The 19,748-nt window shown below is 65.5% G+C and carries 13 protein-coding genes; 11 read left to right on the forward strand and 2 right to left on the reverse strand.

What is annotated here, in order from left to right; translation table 11 throughout:
* Positions 1–256: 256 nt before the first annotated feature.
* Positions 257–1,207, reverse strand: a complete 951-nt coding sequence (locus ACUN9Y_RS06045) for a hypothetical protein (protein WP_445459790.1) — start codon at positions 1,205–1,207, stop codon at positions 257–259.
* A 347-nt stretch (positions 1,208–1,554) separates the two neighbouring features.
* On the reverse strand, positions 1,555–3,690 hold the full coding sequence (locus ACUN9Y_RS06050; RefSeq protein ID WP_445459791.1) for a S9 family peptidase: 2,136 nt from the start codon (positions 3,688–3,690) through the stop codon (positions 1,555–1,557).
* Between the two features lie 73 nt (positions 3,691–3,763).
* Between ACUN9Y_RS06050 and ACUN9Y_RS06055 the strand changes: the two genes are divergently transcribed.
* The 11 genes from ACUN9Y_RS06055 to ACUN9Y_RS06105 all read left to right on the forward strand — a co-directional run bounded on the left by ACUN9Y_RS06055 (position 3,764) and on the right by ACUN9Y_RS06105 (position 19,599).
* Positions 3,764–4,213: a hypothetical protein gene (locus ACUN9Y_RS06055; protein ID WP_445459792.1), complete on the forward strand. Its 450-nt coding sequence runs from the start codon at positions 3,764–3,766 to the stop codon at positions 4,211–4,213.
* An 84-nt stretch (positions 4,214–4,297) separates the two neighbouring features.
* Complete coding sequence (locus tag ACUN9Y_RS06060; protein WP_445459793.1) at positions 4,298–6,136, forward strand: VWA domain-containing protein; 1,839 nt, start codon at positions 4,298–4,300, stop codon at positions 6,134–6,136.
* Positions 6,129–6,917, forward strand: coding sequence for a class II glutamine amidotransferase (locus ACUN9Y_RS06065; protein ID WP_445459794.1), 789 nt, complete (start codon positions 6,129–6,131; stop codon positions 6,915–6,917). The genes ACUN9Y_RS06060 and ACUN9Y_RS06065 overlap by 8 nt, the downstream gene beginning before the upstream one ends.
* Before the next feature lie 160 nt (positions 6,918–7,077).
* Positions 7,078–8,766, forward strand: a complete 1,689-nt coding sequence (locus ACUN9Y_RS06070; protein WP_445459795.1) for an AMP-binding protein — start codon at positions 7,078–7,080, stop codon at positions 8,764–8,766.
* 334 nt (positions 8,767–9,100) lie between these two features.
* Positions 9,101–13,099: an ATP-dependent RNA helicase HrpA gene (gene hrpA / locus ACUN9Y_RS06075; RefSeq protein ID WP_445460076.1), complete on the forward strand. Its 3,999-nt coding sequence runs from the start codon at positions 9,101–9,103 to the stop codon at positions 13,097–13,099.
* Between the two features lie 205 nt (positions 13,100–13,304).
* A complete protein-coding gene (locus tag ACUN9Y_RS06080; protein ID WP_445459796.1) occupies positions 13,305–14,423 on the forward strand; it encodes a beta-ketoacyl-ACP synthase III in 1,119 nt (372 codons plus the stop codon).
* A gap of 65 nt (positions 14,424–14,488) precedes the next feature.
* Complete coding sequence (locus tag ACUN9Y_RS06085; protein ID WP_445459797.1) at positions 14,489–15,259, forward strand: MlaA family lipoprotein; 771 nt, start codon at positions 14,489–14,491, stop codon at positions 15,257–15,259.
* Positions 15,260–15,276: 17 nt separating this feature from the next.
* The gene (locus ACUN9Y_RS06090; RefSeq protein ID WP_445459798.1) at positions 15,277–16,470 is read left to right on the forward strand and encodes a PP2C family protein-serine/threonine phosphatase; all 1,194 of its coding nucleotides are present in this window, start codon (positions 15,277–15,279) and stop codon (positions 16,468–16,470) included.
* Positions 16,457–16,972, forward strand: a complete 516-nt coding sequence (locus ACUN9Y_RS06095; protein WP_445459799.1) for an STAS domain-containing protein — start codon at positions 16,457–16,459, stop codon at positions 16,970–16,972. Before ACUN9Y_RS06090 ends, ACUN9Y_RS06095 begins: the two co-directional genes overlap by 14 nt.
* 658 nt (positions 16,973–17,630) lie before the next feature.
* Positions 17,631–18,848, forward strand: coding sequence for a Bcr/CflA family multidrug efflux MFS transporter (locus tag ACUN9Y_RS06100; RefSeq protein ID WP_445459800.1), 1,218 nt, complete (start codon positions 17,631–17,633; stop codon positions 18,846–18,848).
* The gene (locus ACUN9Y_RS06105) at positions 18,841–19,599 is read left to right on the forward strand and encodes a sulfite exporter TauE/SafE family protein (protein ID WP_445459801.1); all 759 of its coding nucleotides are present in this window, start codon (positions 18,841–18,843) and stop codon (positions 19,597–19,599) included. Before ACUN9Y_RS06100 ends, ACUN9Y_RS06105 begins: the two co-directional genes overlap by 8 nt.
* Positions 19,600–19,748: the final 149 nt, after the last annotated feature.

Below are 19,748 nucleotides of genomic sequence, written 5' to 3' on the forward strand. Positions count from 1 at the left end.
GGGGGGGTGAGAGAGCGTCGAGACGCCAGTACCACCCCGCTGCACTCGCCCCCCGCTGCACTCGACCCCCGCTGCACTCGCCCCCCGCTGCACTCGACCCCCGCTGCGCTCGACCCCCGCTGTACTCGACCTCGACAGGGCCGCGCCTCGACTGGCGCGGCCCTGTGCTTGAGCGGACGATGAGCGCCCTCGGAGCGTACCGGGGCCTGCGAGCCGCGACGGTGCAGGCCTTCCGGCGGCGCGCACCGGGTGGCGATCAGGAGCCCGTTTGGGGGTCGTCGCCTTCGGTCGCTTGCTCGCGATCGGCGTCAGGGGTTGCCGCGTCGTCGTCCTGCTCGCCTGGGGCGGTACGCTCGGCGTCGGAGGCCAGGGCGGCCTCGTCGCCTGCGCTCGCCTCGTCTGGCGTCTCGGTGGGCTCTGCCGTGCTGCCTTCTTCCTCATCAGGCGCCTCGGACGAACCGGGCGTGGTGCCATCACCGGCGCCGGTAAACAGCGGCGTCGCGTCTTCCATGCTCTCGAAAGGAGCGATCAACCGCTGGCCTTCGGCACCGGCGCTCGCGTCGCTTTCGACGTAAGCATCGCCGTCGAAGCGAACCACGACGTCTTCCCGAGCCGTATCGTCGCCACGGCGGGTGACGAGCAGGTCCTGCCAGCCGTTGTGGGATTCGCTGCCGAGATGAATCGGCGGCTCGGTGGTGGCGAGGGCGCTGATGACCCGATAGGTGTCATCCTGGGCCTGCAGGACCAGGGTATCGCAGCCACCGGTGCCGCAGACCATCGGTCCGACCACGTGGACGATGGCCTCGTCGCTGGCGTCGTCGTTGAGGTCCGCCCAGCCAAGCAGGTAGCGCACTTCGCCGAGTTGCGGATCGAAGTTGGTGCGCAGCGCGTCTTCCAGTGCCTTGGTGCGCTCATCTGACGCCTGGGCGGGAGCGTCTTCTGTGGGCTCTTCGGTGGAATCCTCCGCTCGGTTCTCGGCATCGGCGTCCGCATCAGGTTCCTCCGCGGGCTCGGCCTTCGCGTCGGGGTCGGTGGCGACGGCGGCGTCCACCTGGGCTGGCTGGCCGCTGTCCTCGGCGCTCTGGGACTGGGACTGGCCGCTATTGGCGGCGGCTTCCTGGCTGTCGTCGTCGCCGTCGGAGCAAGCGCTGAGACTGGTACCGAGCCACAGGGCGGCGGTCAGGGCGAGCATGGGCTTGGCGTTCATCAAAACTCCTTTGGGTAGGCGGCGCTGTGTGTCTTGCATCTTGCGTCTTGCCGCCGCTTTAAGGTCGGCGGCGGTGCTGAATCCGGGGGCCATGGCGAGTCCGCTGCTGCCCCCCGCCGCGGGGTTCCGTTGGCAGGGTGTGCCGACACCACGGAGCGGGAGGGCAGTGGACCGGGCTGGCTTATTTTAGCATGCCCTAAATCACGCCTTGGCCCTTGTTCGTCCCGGTAACGCCGCGCCTGGGCATGGCAATCGCCGGGTCTTGCCGGGTCGCGCGCGAGGTAGCGACTGGTTGATGGTGGTCAGGCCAGTCTGTTCAAGCCCCGTTCGTGCAACCCCAGGCCCGGTTAGGTCCGGGGCGGCCCGGCGCCGTCACTCAAGCCCAGGGCCCAGAGAATGAAGGCGTCCTGGCGAGCGCCGTCGCGCCAGGCCTTGAAGCGCCCGGACGCACCGCCATGACCCGATTCCATGTCCGTGCGCAACAGCACTGGGCGATTGGACAGTGAGGGCGTCTCGGCGTTCGCCTGCGCCAACCGTGCGTAGAGTTTGGCCGGCTCCCAGTAGGGCACACGGGTGTCGTGCCAGCTGCCCTGCAGGAACACCGTCGGCCAGTCGCGGGCGGCGAGATTGTCCAGCGGCGAGTAGTCACGGATCCGCCGCGCATCACGAGGATCCTCGGGGTTGCCCCATTCGGTGTATTCGGCGGTGGTCAGCGGTAGATCCGGGTTCTCCATGGTGCGCAACACATCGACGAAGGGCACGTCGAGCACCGCGGCACAGAAGGCCGTCGGAGCCAGGTTGAGACTGGCGCCGACCAGCAGGCCGCCGGCACTCGCCCCGTAGGCGACGATGCGCTCCGCGTCTGCCAGTCCCTGGTCGACCAGGGTGTCTCGTGCGGCGAGGAAGTCGTGGAAGCTGTTGGGCTTGTGTTCGAGCTTGCCGGCCAGGTACCAGGGCTCGCCGCGCTCGCCACCACCACGGACGTGGGCCACGGCGAAGGCGACTCCGCGGGCCAGCAGTTCCAGGCGCGCCGCCGAGAACCATGGATCCAGTGCCTCGCCGTAGGCGCCGTAACCATAGAGCAGCGTCGGCAGTGCCTGGCCGACCAGGTCGGCGCGGCGCACGACCGAGACCGGCACCCGCTCGCCATCGTGGGCGATAGCCCAGAGGCGGTCGCAGGCCAGGTCAGCGGGGCCAAGGTCGCCATGCAGCGGGGCCTGCTTGAGCAGCTTGCGGTCACCGCTGTCGAGGTCTAGCGACCACCAGCTGGCCGGTGTGGTGAAGGATTCTTCGCGCAGGCGCAGCACCCGAGCGTCGAAGTGCGGTGTGTCGCCAAGGCCGACGGAGAGCGGCCCCGCGGACGTGGGCAGCGTGTCGTCGGTGATGATGTCGCCCGCGGCATCGAACTCCACCCGGCGCAGCGAGACCTGGGCTTCCCCATGATCGCGCTCGCCGACGACGAGGCCCCAGGCATAGGCGTCAACGCCCTCCAGGGTGACCTCTTCGCGATGCGGGACCAATGTCTTGCGCTGCCCCTCGCCACCGAGGCCGCCTTCGGCGACGACGTCGAGCTGGAAGTGAACGGCATCCTGGTTATGCAGGATGTAGAAGTGCCCCGGACGATGATCGAGGGCGTATTCCACGCCGGCGCTGCGCGGCTGAAAGCAGCGTGGCGGGGTGGCGGGGCGATCGGCGGGAACCAGATGGCTCTCGCTGGTGTCCTTGGAGGCGGACTCGATCAGCAGCCACTGGCGTGAGCGGGTCTTGCCGAGACCGATCCAGAACTCGGGATCGGCTTCGCGCCAGACCAGCACGGGGTCTCCGGCACGGCAGCCACCGTCGGGCGCGAGGCTCAGCGGCAGGCGCCAGGCGCTGTCCGGGCGTTGGGTGGCGTCATAGCGGGTGAACAGCAGCGTGGTGCCGTCTTCTGCCCAGCACAATTCGGCACCAAGCTGGTCGAGCAGCGCCAGCGGCTCTCCGTCGGGGAGCCGCTTCAGGTGCAGGGTGTAGGTCTCATCGCCCTGGGTGTCTTCGGTCCAGGCCAGCCACTGCTCGTCGGGCGAGAGGGCCATGTCGCCGAGCTCGAGGAAGGCCTGGGCACGAGCCCTGGCCTCCAGGTCGAGAAAGCACTCGCTGGCCTCGGCGGCGTCGTTGGGGTGGCGCCACCACTGTGGATAGTCGGCGTCGGCGGCGGTTTCGCTCCACACGGTGAAATGGTCAAGACGCGTCGCCAGGCCCTTGACCGCGAGCTCTCGGCGGGCCAGATGCCCTTGATAGAGTGCCTCGGCCAAAGGCTCCAGCGGGGAGAACCAGGCATCCGAAGAGGCGTTGGCCGCGTGGAGAAACTCCTGGACCCGGCCGTCGTCGCGATCCTCGAGCCAATGCCACTCGGGATCCTCTGGGCGGCGGAAGTCCGACGGGGTCGACAGGCCTGGCTGATGGCGCTGCGTGCTTTGGGCGTGATTTGGCGGCTGTGCTTTCATGGTGCGAGATGTACCATACTCTGGAAAATTATCGTCATGTGCGTCTCTGGATGCACCATCAAGTGAGGAACCGATGCTGATCTCGGATTCAATGTCATTGCTGTGGACAGTCTACGGCGTATTGTCGCTGGTGGTACTGGTGACTGGCTACCTTGGGCTGGCCTTTTTGCCCCGTCTCCCTCGTTTGGTGCTGACCTGGGCGGTGGCCGGATTGATGTGGATGCCTTCGGCGTTCGAATTGCCGCTGGTGGAGGAGGGCCAGGTCTACCACGGGCAAGCGCCCGCGGTGTTGGTGGCTGGGGTGGCCCTGCTCGACGGCAGCACCGGCGTGCTGGTGCCGGCGGCTACCCTGGCGGCTCTCGGCGCCGGTCTCGGCGCAGGCTTTGGGCTGCTGCTGTGGTGGCTCGGCCATCGCCGCCGTGTGCGCAAGGCCGAGGAGGCTCGTCGCGAGGCTCGTCGTGAGGACGAACAGGCACCCAAGCCCCGGAATGGCGATAAACGCCGCGAACCGGTGCTCGGCTAAGGAGCCCCCATGGGCGATGATCAGGCGACAAGACGGCGGTGGCGGCGGAGGGGAGCGAGACTGGGGCTGCGGGTAGGCCTGGCCGTGTTGCTGCTTCTGTCGCTGCCCGCTGTCCAGGCGCAACAGTCGGCGCAGCCCGCTGCGTCTGGCAGTGCCGGCTCCGGCGTTGACGGCACCTTCAGCGAGAACCCCGACGTTCGGGTCGTGGTCGATGTCTCCGGTAGCATGAAGGCCAACGATCCCAATCGCCTGGCGGGTAGCGCGCTCGACATGCTGGTGGCCCTGTTGCCACAAGGGGTCAATGCCGGTATCTGGACCTTCGGCGAGAGCGTCGATAACCCGCTGCCGTTGGCGTCGGTGGACGCCCGCTGGCGCGAACAGGCGCTGGCCCTGCCGCCGGCGCTTGAGGACTACCAGCAGTATACCGATATCGAGGCGGCGCTGAGGCAGGCCGTCGCCGCCAACGCCGATGGCTGGCGCCATCTGGTCTTGGTGACCGATGGCGTGGTGGACCTGTCGCCATCGCGCGGTGACAAGCCGGCGATCGATGTGGCGTCCCGTGAGCGCCTGCTGGACGCCATGGTCCCGGACCTGGCCAATCAGGGCGTAGCCATTCATGCCATCGCCTTCTCCGAAGACGCCGACGTAGCGCTGGTCGAGAGCCTGGCACAGCAGACCGGCGGCCTGGCTGCGGTGGTCGAATCGCCAGAGGCGCTGCTGGGGGCCTTCCTCGACATCGTCGAGCGCATCTTCCCCGCCGACCAGGTGCCGTTGGACGACGGCGCTTTCTCCATCGACGACAGCGTCGACGGCTTCTCGGCGTTGGTCTTCCATGAACCCGACCAGGGGGAAGTGACCCTGATTGCCCCGGATGGCACGCGCTATAGCGCCGAGACGGCGCCCCCCGAGGTCAGTTGGCGTCATGAGCCGCGCTTTGACTTGATTCGCGTGCCCGACCCCGCCTCGGGTGAGTGGCGTATCGAGGGGCCGGTCGGGTCCAACAGCCGCATCACCGTCTCCGGCGCCCGGCGTCTGGACACCGGGGCGCTGCCCACGACGCTGTATACCGGCTTCGAGGTGCCGCTGGAGGCCTGGATCACCAGCGAGGGCGACGAGTCATCGCCGGCCCCGGCCCTGCCTGAGCGGCTCAGCATCACGGCCACCCTCGATGGGGACGAGCTATCGACCCCCGTTACCACCACCTTGAGCGCCGACGGAGAGCGTTTTCGTGGCCGGTTGCCGGCGCCGGCGGCCACCGGAAACGCGCGCCTGGTCATCGATGCCCAGGGCGAGGGGTTCCATCGCCAGCGGGTTCAGGCCGTCAATATCCTGCCCTCCATCGGCACGGCGTTGAGCGACGATGGCAACCGGGTTCTGCTGGCCGCCGAGCATCCGCGGCTGAATCAGGAAAACACTCGCCTCGAGGCCGACCTCCTGGGTCAGGCGGTGAGCGTCGACGCCACCGGTCGCCAGCGCTGGGAGGTCGTGATCCCGGCACTGGACAAGGAGGTCCGCCAGCCCCTGGAAATCAGCGCCGTGGCGACCCTGGATGGCGTCGAGCAGCGCTTCTCGCTGCCCACCGTATGGCTCAATGCCGATGGCAGCGTGGGCATCGATCGCGCCGCCGCGGGGCCGACCCTGACCGGCGAGCGATTCGGTGAGGCCGACGCTGGCGACGAGGTCGAGACCGATACCGGTGACGCGCTGGCCGATCGCTTCGTGGCGTTGGTCAACGAAGGGCCCGAAAAGGTCATCGAGTGGTGGCAGGCGGGGCGTCCGGGGCTCTCCGAGGCCACCGCGGCGGCTAAGCGCGACCCGCGGGTGTGGCTGGCGATAGGCGCGGTGCTGATGCTGCTCGTGGTGGTGATGGTGTGGCGTCGCCGGCGTGGTGCGTCCGAGGTACGGGAGGAACCGCATGTGTGAGCTTTTAGGCATGAGCGCCAATGTGCCTACCGATATCTGCTTCAGCTTCACCGGCTTCCTGCACCGTGGCGGCGGCACCGGTCCGCATCGCGATGGCTGGGGGATCGCCTTCTATGAAGAAGGCGGTTACCGCGACTTTCGTGATCCACACCCGTCGGTCAACTCGCGTATCGCACGCTTGATCTGCGAGTACCCGATCAAGTCGCATATCGTCATCAGCCACATCCGTCAGGCCAATGTCGGCGGCGTTCGACTGGCCAATACCCACCCCTTCACTCGAGAAATGTGGGGGCAGCCCTGGTGCTATGCCCACAACGGTCAGCTCGAGGGCTGGGAGGCCTTGCCACTGTCGACCTATCGCCCGGTCGGGACTACCGACAGTGAGCATGCCTTCTGCTGGTTGCTCGGCGAGCTGCGTCGCCACTATCCCGAGCCCCCGGCGGACCGTCAGGCGATGTGGCAGACCCTGCATGAGCTGTGTGAGCGTTTGCGCGGGCTTGGCGTCTTCAACCTGCTGCTGGCCGATGGCGAGTATCTGTATACCTATTGCTCAACCAAGCTCGCCCATATCACTCGCTGCGCGCCCTTCGGCGAAGCCAACCTGTCTGACGCCGAGATGGTGGTCAACTTCGTCGAGCATACGACGCCGAACGACGTGGTCTCGGTGTTGGCCACGGCGCCACTCACCGACAACGAACGTTGGGTGAAGATGGTGCCCGGGGAGCTTCTGGTGTGGCGTGACGGTGCCATCGAGGCCCGTTTTCTGGCCGCCGACGAGTAGCGCCCTGGCAGTGGTGTGGTCGGGGTCCAGCGCTTGGGAGTGTGCGGTTTGAAACGAAAGTTTAAATCACGCGTATTACAGTCTTGGCGCGGCTAGGCTATGGTAGCCAGGGACAATAACGAGGGTGGCCTGAGGTCGCCGCAGATGACGGAGAACGCCCATGAGTGCGCACGCCAGCGAGAATCGGATCCAGGGACCGCCCTTGGAGGGCTTGGATGATTACCACTCGGTGATGGACATCTTTCGCTCCTCGGTGGAGCGTTTCGCGTCGAACATCGCTTTCTCGTGCATGGGGCAATCGCTGACGTATGCCGACCTGGATCGCCTTTCCGGCGACTTCGCGGCCTGGCTTCAGCATGAGACCTCCCTGGAACCCGGCGATCGCATCGCCATTCAGCTACCTAACCTGTTGCAGTACCCGGTGGCGGTCTTCGGCGCCATCCGCGCCGGGCTGGTAGTGGTCAATACCAATCCGCTCTACACCGAGCGGGAGATGACCCACCAGTTCAAGGACTCCGGGGCCAAGGCGGTGCTGATCCTGGCCAACATGGCCGACAAGCTCGAGCGGATTCTCGACAAGACCGATATCGAGCATGTGCTGGTCACTCAGATCGGCGACTTGCACGGCTTCCCCAAGCGTCCGTTGATCAACTTCGTCGTCAAGTACGTCAAGAAGATGGTGCCCCGCTACTCGCTGCCTCGGGCGGTGGCGTTTCGCGCGGCCCTCGCCAAGGGCGGCGGGCTGTCCCACCAGGATGTCGATGGCAAGCCCGACGACCTGGCCGTGCTGCAGTACACCGGGGGCACCACCGGCCTTGCCAAGGGCACGATGCTGACCCATCGCAACCTGGTTGCCAACATGCTGCAGGCCAAGAGGGCGATTGGCGCGGGCTTGGACGAGGGCCGCGAGGTCGTGATCGCGCCGCTGCCGGTCTATCACATCTATACCTTCACGGTGAATTGCCTGTTCATGCTCGACGTCGGCAATCACTCGGTGTTGATCACCAATCCACGCGATCTGGACGCCTTCGTCAAGGAGCTCAAGGCGACGCCGTTCTCCGGCTTCGTCGGCCTCAATACGTTGTTCAATGCGCTGTGCAATCGTGAGGATTTCCGCGATCTGGACTTTTCTCGCCTGCACTTGACCATCTCCGGAGGCATGGCGCTGACCCGGGCGGTCGCCAATCGCTGGGAGGAAGTGACCGGGTGCCCGGTGGCCGAGGGTTATGGCCTGACCGAGACGTCCCCTATCGTCAGTTTCAATCCGGTCGATGCGATTCAGCTTGGCACCATCGGTCGTCCCGTCGCCGGCACCGAGCTCAAGGTGACCGACGCCGACGGCTCCGAGGCGCCGGTCGGTGAGCCTGGCGAGCTGTGCGTCAGCGGCCCCCAGGTGATGAAGGGTTACTGGAACAAGGACGACGAGACGGCCAAGGTGATCGATGCCGATGGCTTCTTCCACACCGGAGACATCGCCGTGATTCAGGACGATGGCTACGTGCGCATCGTCGATCGCAAGAAGGACATGATCCTGGTGTCGGGCTTCAACGTGTATCCCAACGAGATCGAGGATGTGGTCGCGACCCATCCTGATGTCACCGAGTCCTGTGCGGTCGGCGTTGCCGATGAGGCCAGTGGCGAGGTGATCAAGCTGTTCGTGGTGTCCAAGGATCCGGAGTTGACGGCGGAGGCGCTGCGTACCTGGTGCAAGAAGGAGTTGACGGCCTACAAGGTGCCGAAAGTGATCGAGTTCCGGGATGAGTTGCCGAAGACGAACGTGGGCAAGGTGTTGCGTCGCCAGTTGCGCGACGAATCGGCACAGGCGTCGACGGCCAAGGCCCAGGACTGACGGGCGGGCGCTGGGCTATCGCTGCGTGACGGGGCTATCGTGACTGGGCTTGGGCCGAGGCGTTAGTGCCTGGACATCCCGGCGTCCGGTGCGGGCATTGCCGGGGCCGGTGCCAATTGGCCGAGACCCGCCGCCGAGCGTTACAATGGACGATCCGTATCGTGACGATGCGGATCGTCATCGTTTATGCGCGCGCCACTTTCGGCGGGCGCGGCATTCCCCTTCTGGAGCCCCAGTTTCCGACGTGAGCACCGATACCTCTCCGACTTCGATCCCGACACGCCCAGACGACCTTGCGACCCTGCGCGAGCTCGATGCACAGCTCGATCGGGTCATGCTGCGCGATCGTCCTACCCTGGCCAAGCGCGTGGCGGGGCTCGTCCGGCGCGCCCGGGACGGCAAGCCGGTGGACCGGGGGCTGAAAGAGCTACAGGGCCAGGTACACCGGTCTTTCGACCTCGCCGAGCGTCGGCGCGGCTCTCGCGTCCATCTGGAGTACCCCGAGGCGCTGCCGGTGGCGGCTCGGCGCGACGACATCCTGAAGGCACTGGAGTCCCACCAGGTGGTGGTCGTGGCCGGCGAGACCGGCTCGGGCAAGACGACCCAGCTACCCAAGCTGTGCCTGGAGATGGGGCTCGGACGGCGCGGCCTGATCGGCCACACGCAACCACGGCGCCTGGCCGCGCGATCCGTGGCCTCGCGCCTGGCCGAAGAGATGCAGGTCAGCCTCGGTGAGCAGGTCGGGTATCAGGTGCGTTTCAGCGACCAGACCAACGATACCACCCTGGTCAAGCTGATGACGGACGGCATCCTGCTGGCCGAGACGCGCCACGATCCGGACTTGCGACGCTACGATACCCTGATCATCGACGAGGCCCATGAGCGCAGCCTGAACATCGATTTTCTGCTCGGTTATCTCAAGCGCCTGCTCGATCGTCGCGACGACCTTAAGGTCATCATCACCTCGGCGACCATCGACGTCGAACGTTTCAGTCAGCACTTTGCCTTGGCGGGCAGTGACGGTGAGCGTCGTCCCGCGCCGGTGGTGGAAGTGTCCGGGCGTACCTATCCGGTCGACGTGCGCTACCGCCCGCTGATGCGTGAAGCCGAGGACGAAGACGACCGCACGCTGTCCGAGGGCATTCTCCATGCGGTGGAGGAGATCGAGTCCATCGAGCGCGAGAAGCGCTGGTTCCATGGTCCGCGGGATATTCTGGTGTTCCTGCCCGGTGAGCGTGAGATTCGCGAAACCGCGGATGTTCTACGCCGCGCCGATTTGAAAAGCACCGAAATTCTGCCGCTATACGCGCGTCTCTCCAACGCCGAGCAGAATCGCGTCTTCGCCTCCCACAGTGGCCGTCGCATCGTGTTGTCGACCAACGTCGCCGAGACCTCGCTGACGGTGCCGGGTATCCGCTACGTCATCGATCCCGGCTTGGTGCGCATCAGCCGCTACAGCTACCGGGCCAAGATCCAGCGCCTGCCGGTCGAGGCGATCAGCCAGGCCAGTGCCAATCAACGCAAGGGCCGCTGCGGTCGTGTCGCCGAGGGGGTGTGCATTCGTCTGTATGATGAAGACGATTACCTCTCGCGCCCCGAGTTCACCGACCCCGAGATCCGCCGCACCAACCTGGCTTCGGTGATCCTGTCGATGCTGTCGTTGAAGCTTGGCGACATCGAAGCCTTCCCCTTCGTCGACCCACCCGATTCGCGTTTCGTCACCGATGGCTTTCGGCTGTTGTACGAGCTTGGCGCCGTCGATGACGCCAGCCGCATCACGGCATCGGGCCGTCGCCTGGCACGAATGCCGATCGATCCCAGGCTCGCTCGCATGGTGCTGGCGGGCGAAGAGTTCGGCGCCCTGCGCGAGGTATTGATCGTCGTCTCGGCGCTGGCCGTACAGGACCCCAGGGACCGGCCCGCGGATAAACGCGAGGCGGCCGATCAGGCCCATCGCCGCTGGCAGGACCCGGACTCCGATTTCGTTGCGCTCTTGAACCTGTGGCATGGCTTCGAGGCCGCCCGAGACGAACTTTCCGGCAACCGCATTCGGCGCTGGTGTCGCGACCACTACTTGAACTATGTGCGCCTGCGCGAATGGCACGATACCTTCCGCCAGCTGCGCCAGGTGTTGCGCGACATGGATATCGAGGTGCCACCGCCGGCGCCCCGCGAGGAGGGTGCCGAGCCTTCTGCCTTCGGCGCAACGCTTTCTGCCTCCGGCGCAACGACTGGCGGGCAGCAGGGCAAGCACGAAGGTGATGCCGATCGCGAGGCCCGGCGCAAGAGCACGGCGCTACTGCATCAGGCCCTGTTGACGGGGCTGTTGTCGCATCTCGGTACTCTGACCGAGAATCGCGAGTACCTCGGCGCGCGCAATCGCAAGTTCATGGTGCACCCCGCCTCGGGGCTTTCCAAGAAATCCCCCAAGTGGCTGATGGCGGTGGAGCTTGTCGAGACGTCACGGCTGTTTGCGCGTACGGCGGCTCGCATCGACCCGCAATGGATCGAGCCGCTGGCCGGTCACCTGGTCAAGCGAGCCTATAGCGAGCCGCATTGGGAAATGAAGCGGGCCCAGGTGGTGGCCTTCGAGCAGGTCACGCTGTTTGGCTTGCCCATCGTGACGCGGCGCAAGGTCCACTATGGCCCGATCGCGCCACAGGAGTCGCGGGAGCTGTTTATCCGTCGGGCCTTGGTCGAAGGCGAGTTTCGCACCCGGGGGGAGTTCTTCGCCCACAACCGCGCCCTGGTGGACGAGGTCGTCGACCTGGAGGATCGCGCCCGGCGGCGCGATATCCTGGTCGACGAGGAGGCATTGTTCGATTTCTATGACGCCCGGGTGCCGGACGGCATCATCAACGGCAAGGGGTTCGAGGCCTGGCGGCGCAAGGCCGAGCAGGACGACCCGACGTTGCTTCAATTCGACCGCCAGGCGTTGCTGGCGCGTGGTACCGAGGACGTCACCGGGAACCAGTATCCGGACGAACTCCACCTCGGCGGCGTGCGTTTTCCGCTGGCTTACCATTTTGCCCCCGGTGCCGACGACGACGGCGTGACCATGACGGTGCCGGCGGCGATGCTGCCGCAGCTTTCCGCCGCGCGGCTGGAGTGGCTGGTGCCGGGGCTGTTGCGTGACAAGTGCATTGCGCTGCTGAAGTCGCTGCCGAAGCCCATTCGACGCCAGGTGGTGCCGATCCCGGACTGGGTCGATGCCGCTCTCGATGCGCTGGTGCCGGGGGAAGGCGGTCTGACCGAGGCCCTCGGTGAGTTCCTGCGCATCAAGACCGGGGTGCGTCTGCATCCGGATGATTGGCGCCTGGACCAGCTCGAGCCGCATTTGATCATGAACCTCAAGGTGGTCGACCATGACGGCAAGGTGCTGGGGCAGGGGCGCGATCCCCGGGAGCTCGAGCGGCGCTTTGAAGCCGCCGCCGGAGAAGGGGCTCGGGCACTGGCCCGCTCGGTAGAGCAGGCCGACAGCGTCGAGGACTTCCCGCGGGAGGCCCTGGCCGAGTCCCGGGTCACCACCCAGGCGGGCATTCGCGTCGAAGCGTATCCGGCGCTGGTTGCAGACGGCGGCGCCTTGCGCCTCGAGCTGTTCGATCATCCTGACAAGGCACGCGAGGGGCATCGTGGCGGTGTGGTGAAGGCCGCCATGGTGCGTCTGCCGGATCAGGTCAAGGCCATCGAACGGTTAAAGGGGCTGTCGACCTGTGCACTTCTGTTCGCCAAGGTAGGCAGCAAGCGGTCGCTGACCGATGATGTGGTCAAGGCGGTGTTCACGCAGGTGGTGGCGGTGGATCCCTTGCCGCGCTCGAGTGACGCCCTGAGCGAGCGGCTCGAGGCGGTGGCCGGTGAGCTGCTGCCCCACGCCGAGGCGTTGACGGACGTTCTCAAGCGAGCACTCGAAGGGCATCTGGCGGTGACCAAGGCGTTGAAGGGCAATCTCAGCCTGTCCCTGGCCTTGGTATACAGTGATCTCAAGGCCCAGATGCAGCGCCTGGTCCACCCGGGCTTCGTCACCGAGGCAGGCCAGTGGCTACAGGCCTATCCGCGCTATATGGAGGCCGCGTTGGTGCGCCTGGAGAAGGCCCCGCGAGAGCGTATGCGCGATCAGATGCACATGCAGACGGTGCAGCACCTGGAAGCACGGCTGGCCGCTCGGCGCGAGGCCGAACGCCGCGGCGGGGTGGAAGATCCCGCCCTGGTCGAGTTCGGTTGGTGGATCGAGGAACTGCGGGTGTCGCTGTTTGCGCAGCAGTTGGGTACGGCAATGCCGGTCTCGGAGAAGCGACTGGAGAAGCGCTGGGCCGAATTGACCGGGCGGGGGTAGGCGACACGTCGTAGAATAAGCAGCATCTATCGTCCCGGGCGATCATCGCCAGGACCCGGCGCCCCCCGAGGGCGTGACGAGCGGAGCAGCAGCCGGCGTGGCGAGTGGCCACAGCGGTTGAATCTGACGCTGTAACAGGGCGCCTTGACACGGCGCCGGAATGAGAGGTTGGGGCACCTGGTTGCGTCGCCTAGAGGAGAACAGCATGACAGTGGTGATCACCGGCAGTGGCCTGTACACCCCCCCGAATGCCATCGATAACGACACCTTGGTGGCTTCCTACAACGCCTTCGTCGATGCCGAGAATACTCGCAACAGCGAGGCGATCGAGGCCGGTGAGCTGGCGCCGCTGGCCCATTCGAGCAGCGAGTTTATCGTCAAGGCCTCGGGGATTGAGAGTCGTTACGTGCTTGATGCCGAAGGCATTCTCGATATCGAACGCATGCGCCCCCGTCTGGACGAGCGGGACAATGAGGCCCCCGGTATTCAGTGCGAGATGGGCCTGGTAGCGGCTCGCGAGGCGCTCGAGCATGCTGGCGTCGAGGCGGCGGGTATCGATCTTGTCATCGTCGCCTGTTCCAACCTCGAACGACCGTATCCGGCGGTGGCGGTGGAACTTCAGCAGCGGCTCGGCGCCGGCGGCTACGCCTTCGACATGAACGTTGCCTGCAGTTCGGCGACCTTCGCCATCGAAACCGCCGCCAATGCTATCCGGGCAGGCTCTGCCCGACGAGCGCTGGTGGTCAATCCCGAGATATGTTCGGCGCACCTCAATTTCCGAGATCGTGATAGTCACTTCATCTTCGGTGACGCCTGTACCGCTTTGGTGCTGGAAGCCGATGACGTGGCGGTGAGCGAGACGCGCTTTGAAGTGCTGGGAACGCGCCTCGTGACCCAGTTTTCCAACGCCATTCGCAACAACTCGGGCTTTCTCAATCGGGTCACCGACGCCGACCCGCAGGCCCTGGACAAACTGTTCGTCCAGGAGGGGCGGCGGGTGTTCAAGGAGGTTTGTCCGATGGTCGCGCAGTTGATTCGTGACCACTTGGATAGCCTGGACCTCGCCCCTTCGGCCGTGGCTCGGCTGTGGCTACACCAGGCCAATCGCCACATGAACGACCTGATCGCTCGGCGAGTGCTTGGCCAGGATCCTGCTCCAGATCAAGCCCCGATCATCCTGGATCGTTACGCGAATACCAGCTCGGCGGGCTCTATCATCGCCTTCCACCTGCACCACCAGGATATGCCCGCCAAGGCGGTGGGGGTGGTGTGTTCGTTTGGTGCGGGATACAGTGCCGGCTGCGTGGTGGTGCGTCGCTGTTGAGGGCCGAACGCTTGGGTACCCACAAAACGATCGTGACAAGGAAAGGCAAGGGAGGCAGTCGAACGATGAATCCACAAGGGTTGATCAGTGCTCGCAAGGGGCTCTGGGGCGGTGCAGTGGCCCTGGCGGTGGTGGTGGGACTCGGCGGCTGTGCCAGTAGCTCAGTCGCCACAGAGCCGAACCCGGCGGATCCCTGGGAGGGATTCAACCGCCGCGTGTTCGCCTTCAATGATGTGCTGGATCGATACGCGTTGAAGCCGGCGGCCCAGGGCTACCGTTACGTCACGCCGGATCCGTTGGAGAAGGGCGTCAGCAACTTCTTCGATAACCTCGGCGAGATTCGTACCGCGTTCAACAGTCTGCTGCAGGGCAAGCCGGGCAACGCCGGTCTCGCCTCGACGCGCTTTTTGATGAACACGACCTTCGGTCTCGGCGGTCTGCTGGACCCGGCTACCCATGCCGGCTTCCTCGCCGACAGGGAAGACTTCGGTCAGACCCTCGCGGTGTGGGGCGTGGGCGAGGGGCCCTTCGTGGTGCTGCCGCTGCTCGGACCGAGCACCGTGCGCGACACCGCCGGCTTGCCGGTAGACTGGTACACCTATCCGCTGACGTATGTCGAAGACGACACGGTCCGCTATTCCCTGCGTGGCCTGGAGATTCTCGACGCCAGGGCGAGCCTGCTCGATCAGGAAGATCTGATCCGCGGCGATCGCTATAGCTTCATTCGTGACGCCTGGATACAACGCCGTCGCTTCGAGGTGAATGACGGGGATGCTGGGGAAGATACCTTCATCAATGACGACTTCGACTTCGACGAAGACGCCTTCGAGGAGTGACAAAACGCCATGACGCCATGCATCCTGCCAAGCCACTGATCGGCGTCATCGATTCGCCGGGAGAGCATCGCGATGCTCTGGTAGACGCGATAGCCCGTGACGGTCTGGCGGTGTTTGCCGTCGAGCAGGTCGAGGAATTGCCCGAAGGTATCGCCTTGGTGGTGGCTCACTCCCGGGCGGTCCCGGGCGCTGCCTGGGCGGCCCTGGCGGAGCGCTGGCCGACCCTGGTGGTGAGTGCGGATCGCCGCGATGAGGATCTCCTCAAGGCCGTGGACGTGGGGCTGGTCGATTACGTGGTCGATCCGTTGCGCCACGCCCACTTGTTGCGCCGGATGATTCGCCGGGTCGTCGAGGTGAACCGCCTGGCCGCCGAACGCGAGGCGGACCGCCAGCGCCTGGCCGAGCTTAACGAAAGCCTCGAGACCCACCTGGCCATGCTGCGCCTCGACCAGCAGGCCGGTGGTCAGATTCAGCGTCGCCTGTTACCCGAGCGCCCCCAGGACTTCAACGGGATACGTTGCGACTACTGGTTGGCGCCGTCGCTGTACCTGTCCGGTGATTTTCTCGATATCCAGGCCTATAGCGATCGCTATACCCTGTTCTACTTTGCCGATGTATCCGGCCATGGCGCATCGTCGGCTTTCGTGACGGTGCTGCTGAAGTATCTGTCCAATCGTTGGCAGAGCGAGTGGGATGGCCGGTCGCCCGAGCAACTGGCGCCGCGCTGGCTGGCCCAATTGAATCGGGAGTTGCTCGATACCGGGATCGGCAAGCACGCCACCTTGTTCGTTGGGGTCATTGACCATCGGCGCCGCTATCTGCACTATTCGCTCGGCGCTCAGCTGCCCATGCCGATGTTGAAGACGGCACAGGGGGTGAGCGTACTCGCTGGTGAGGGGATGCCGGTGGGCCTCTTTCCCGAGGTCAGCTACCCGCAGCTAGGCTGCGCCTTGCCGGATGAGTTTTCGCTATGGCTGTGCTCCGACGGCATTCTGGAATGCTTGCCGGGTGAGACGCTAGAGGCTCGACTCGACGAATTGACCCGCCGGGTCGAGAGCAGTGAGACCCTGGACGATATGCGCCAGAGCCTGGCCTTGGGCATTTTGCCAAGCGATGAAGAGGCGCTTGCCGACCCCACCACGGGGCGCGATGAGCTGCCCGACGACCTGACGATCATGATGGTGAGCGGATTTCGCGATGAGAATGCATGAGGGCCGCTTGAAGGCGGCGTTCGACTCCGGCGTGTTCGTCCTCAAGTTATGTGGGGACGTGCGCCTGACACTGTGCGCGACCCTGGACCAGCAGGCCCAGCAACTGGCCGATACGCCGGGCCTGAAGGCGGTGATTATCGATCTGCGCGAGGCCAGCAACGTCGACTCCACCGCGCTGGGGTTTCTGGCCAAGGTGGCCATGGCACTGAAGGGGCGCCTCGAGCAGTTGCCGACCATCGTGGCCGATAACGCCGATGTCAAACGCATGCTCGAGGTGATGGGGTTCGGTCAGTTCTTCACTCTGGTGGATCAGCCCATTGCCGAGCCCAAGGCCCTGACCGCCTTGCCCGAGTTGCCCGCCGACGAGGAAGGCATGCGTGAGCGGATCCTCGAAGCCCATCGCATTCTGATGCGCATGAACGATCATAATCGCGAGCAGTTTCAACCCTTGGTGGAAATGCTCGAGGCTCAGCAGGCCGGCAACCGGAAGAACGGTGGTTGACCGGCCTGCGCAGCCCTAACAGCGACGCGCGCCACGGCGCCGGCCCAGTGCAAAGGCGCCGGCCCGGTGCAAAGGCGCCGGCCCGGTACAAAGGCGCCGGGTAGCACGAGCGCCGGTAGTGAAAACAGCCGGCCAGCGACACCAGCCAAGCACACCAGCCAGCCCCACCAAGGTTCGATCGCTGGCGCCAGCGCCTCTCCGGCGTATGGCCCTCGCCGCGCATTAACTTGACGCCGTCTCGGTCGATGAACCGGGGCGGGGCAAATGATCGGCCGGTCGCCGCCTGCCAGGGTCATGATGTCGTCGCTATTGCGACGACGCGTCCCCGTGTCGGCGACGCTACGGGCCTTCTCGGGTCGCGGCGATCTGGCTCAGCCTGAGCCCAGGCTGCTGAAGCCGTGGGGCGGTCTAAAAAGCCGATGAAGGATACAGGGCGCAGGCGGCCCCTTCGCCGCGATGGAACCGTCTCTCACTGGTGTCGGCGACGACGCTGATCATCCTCGTTCCCGGTGCCAGCGAGTCGCTAGCCTCGGGAGAACCCCTTCTCGGTGGGCCGTCGCTCCTTCTCACGAGGTTCGGCGGCTCGCCACCGGTCGCCTCCTGCGCCGGGTCAATTGCGGTATCATTAGCTTTCTATTCGTTTTCTCACGGAGTGCCTGTGACCCTGAATGCCCGGCGCGTCGCCTTGTTGGTGGCGGCCAACACGGCCCTGGCGCCTTTTGCCATCGACGCCTACTTGCCCGCGATGCCGGCCCTTGCCGAGACAGTTGGCGCCAGTGTGCACCGCACCGAACTGTCGTTGAGTGTGTTTCTGGTCGGCTTCGCGGTCGGTCAGTTGCTCTGTGGCCCACTGTCCGATCGGGTTGGGCGTAAGCCGGTGCTGTTGACTGGCCAGATCGTATTCCTCCTGGCGAGCCTCGCCATTATTGCCGTGGACTCGCTGTCGGAGCTGCTGGTGTGGCGCTTCGTCCAGGCCCTGGGGGGCGGTGCTTGCGTGGTCAACTCCGCGGCCATCGTGCGTGACTGCTTCAGTGGGCGAGAGGCGGCCAAGGTGATGTCGACCATGGCCATGATTCTGATGCTGGCGCCCCTGGCCGCTCCGATGGTCGGCAGCGTGCTGCTGTATGTCGCCGACTGGTGGCTGATCTTCGTCTTCCTGGCTGTCTACGCGGCCTTTCTGATGTGGTTGTTGAGTGTCTACCTGCCCGAAACACGGCCGAAGGACTCCCCGGTGGCGTCGCCGCGCCAGGTCTTGCGCAACTACGCCAGCGTGTTCGCCGATCGGCATGCCATGGGCTATATCCTGGCGGTGGCGATGTCGTTTGCCGGGATCTTCGCCTTCGTGACATCGTCACCGTTTCTGTACATGCAGCACTATGGTCTGTCGCCGGCGGTCTACCCGTTTGTGTTCGGTGCCAACGTGGTGGTGATGGCCTCATCCAATCGGATCAATATCCGCCTGCTGAGAAAACGCACTCCCCAGCAGAATCTGCGTCTGGGGCTCGCCATCCAGTTGGTTGCCGCGGTTGGGCTGGTGGTGCTGGTGGCCACAGGGCTCGACTCGCTTTATAGCGTGGTGCCACTGATCATGATGTTCCTGGGGGTGGTCGGCCTGATTTCGCCCAACGCCATCTCCGCGTTGCTCGAACGCTTCGGTCACATGAGTGCTACCGCCACGGCGCTGTTGGGCAGCATTCAATTCAGTTGTGCGGCGCTGTCGGGGGCGCTGGTCACCGGCTTCGAGATCGATTCGGCCTGGCCCATGGTGATCGCCATGTTGACCGTGGCGGTGCTTGGCAATGTGGGGTTGCGGTTGCTGGCCCGCGACGAGCCCGAAGCACCAGGCGAGCCGGAAGCGCGAGGCGAGCATGGGTGAGGCGCTAGTGGATGGTTGGCAGACATGGTGGGCCTGGAGCGAGCTGAGTCCGCTTACCTGGCTGGGGGTGGGGCTGGTCCTGGCCCTCGGTGCCTTCGTTCAGCGCACTACCGGCTTCGGCATGGCGGTGGTCGGCGCGCCCCTGATCTTGATGCTGGCGCCTTCCCTGGTGCCGGTGGTGTTGGTGGTTTACGGTTTTCTGGTCTCGTGCCTGGTGGTCCGTCGTTATCATCGCGAGGTGGCCATGGCCGATATCTCCATGGCGCTGATCGGCAAGGTGCCCGGTACCCTGGTCGGGGTCTGGTTGCTGCTGGTCGCCCCAATGGCCACCCTCGAGGTCCTGATCGCCTCGATCGTCCTGTTCGCCGTCGTGGTGACGCTGTTTCGCCTGCGTCTGCCGGTGAGTGCGTCGAGCCTGTTCGGCGCCGGATTCCTGTCGGGTGTCTTCGGTGCCGTGGCCGCCATCGGGGGGCCGCCCATCGTGCTGTTGATGCATGGTATGCCCATGGAGCGGCTGCGCGGCAATCTGGCGGCCTTCTTCCTGATTTCCTCGTTGATGACCCTGGCGAGCCTCGCCGTTGTCGGCAAGGTGTCCTGGTGGCTGCTCGGCGTTAGCCTCAGCTTTCTGCCGTTGGTGGTGATGGGCCATGCCCTCGGTGCGCTCCTCGCGCCGCGGCTACCGCGTCGGCTATTGCAGGGGGTGTCGTTGACGCTCTGCGCCATGGCGGCGCTGGGCCTGTTGCTTGGCTGATGGGCTGATGGACTGCGCGGGTGGGGACTGGCCTTGACCGGAAAGCGTCTGTTCGTCGCCTGACCTGGCGAGGCCGAACGAAGGCAAGCGGCCACCGCGGGCTCGTGCTGCCTGAACGCTGGCGGGCAGGCCACAGCGGGCCGCTTCAC

This window comes from Halomonas sp. V046 (assembly GCF_052645355.1).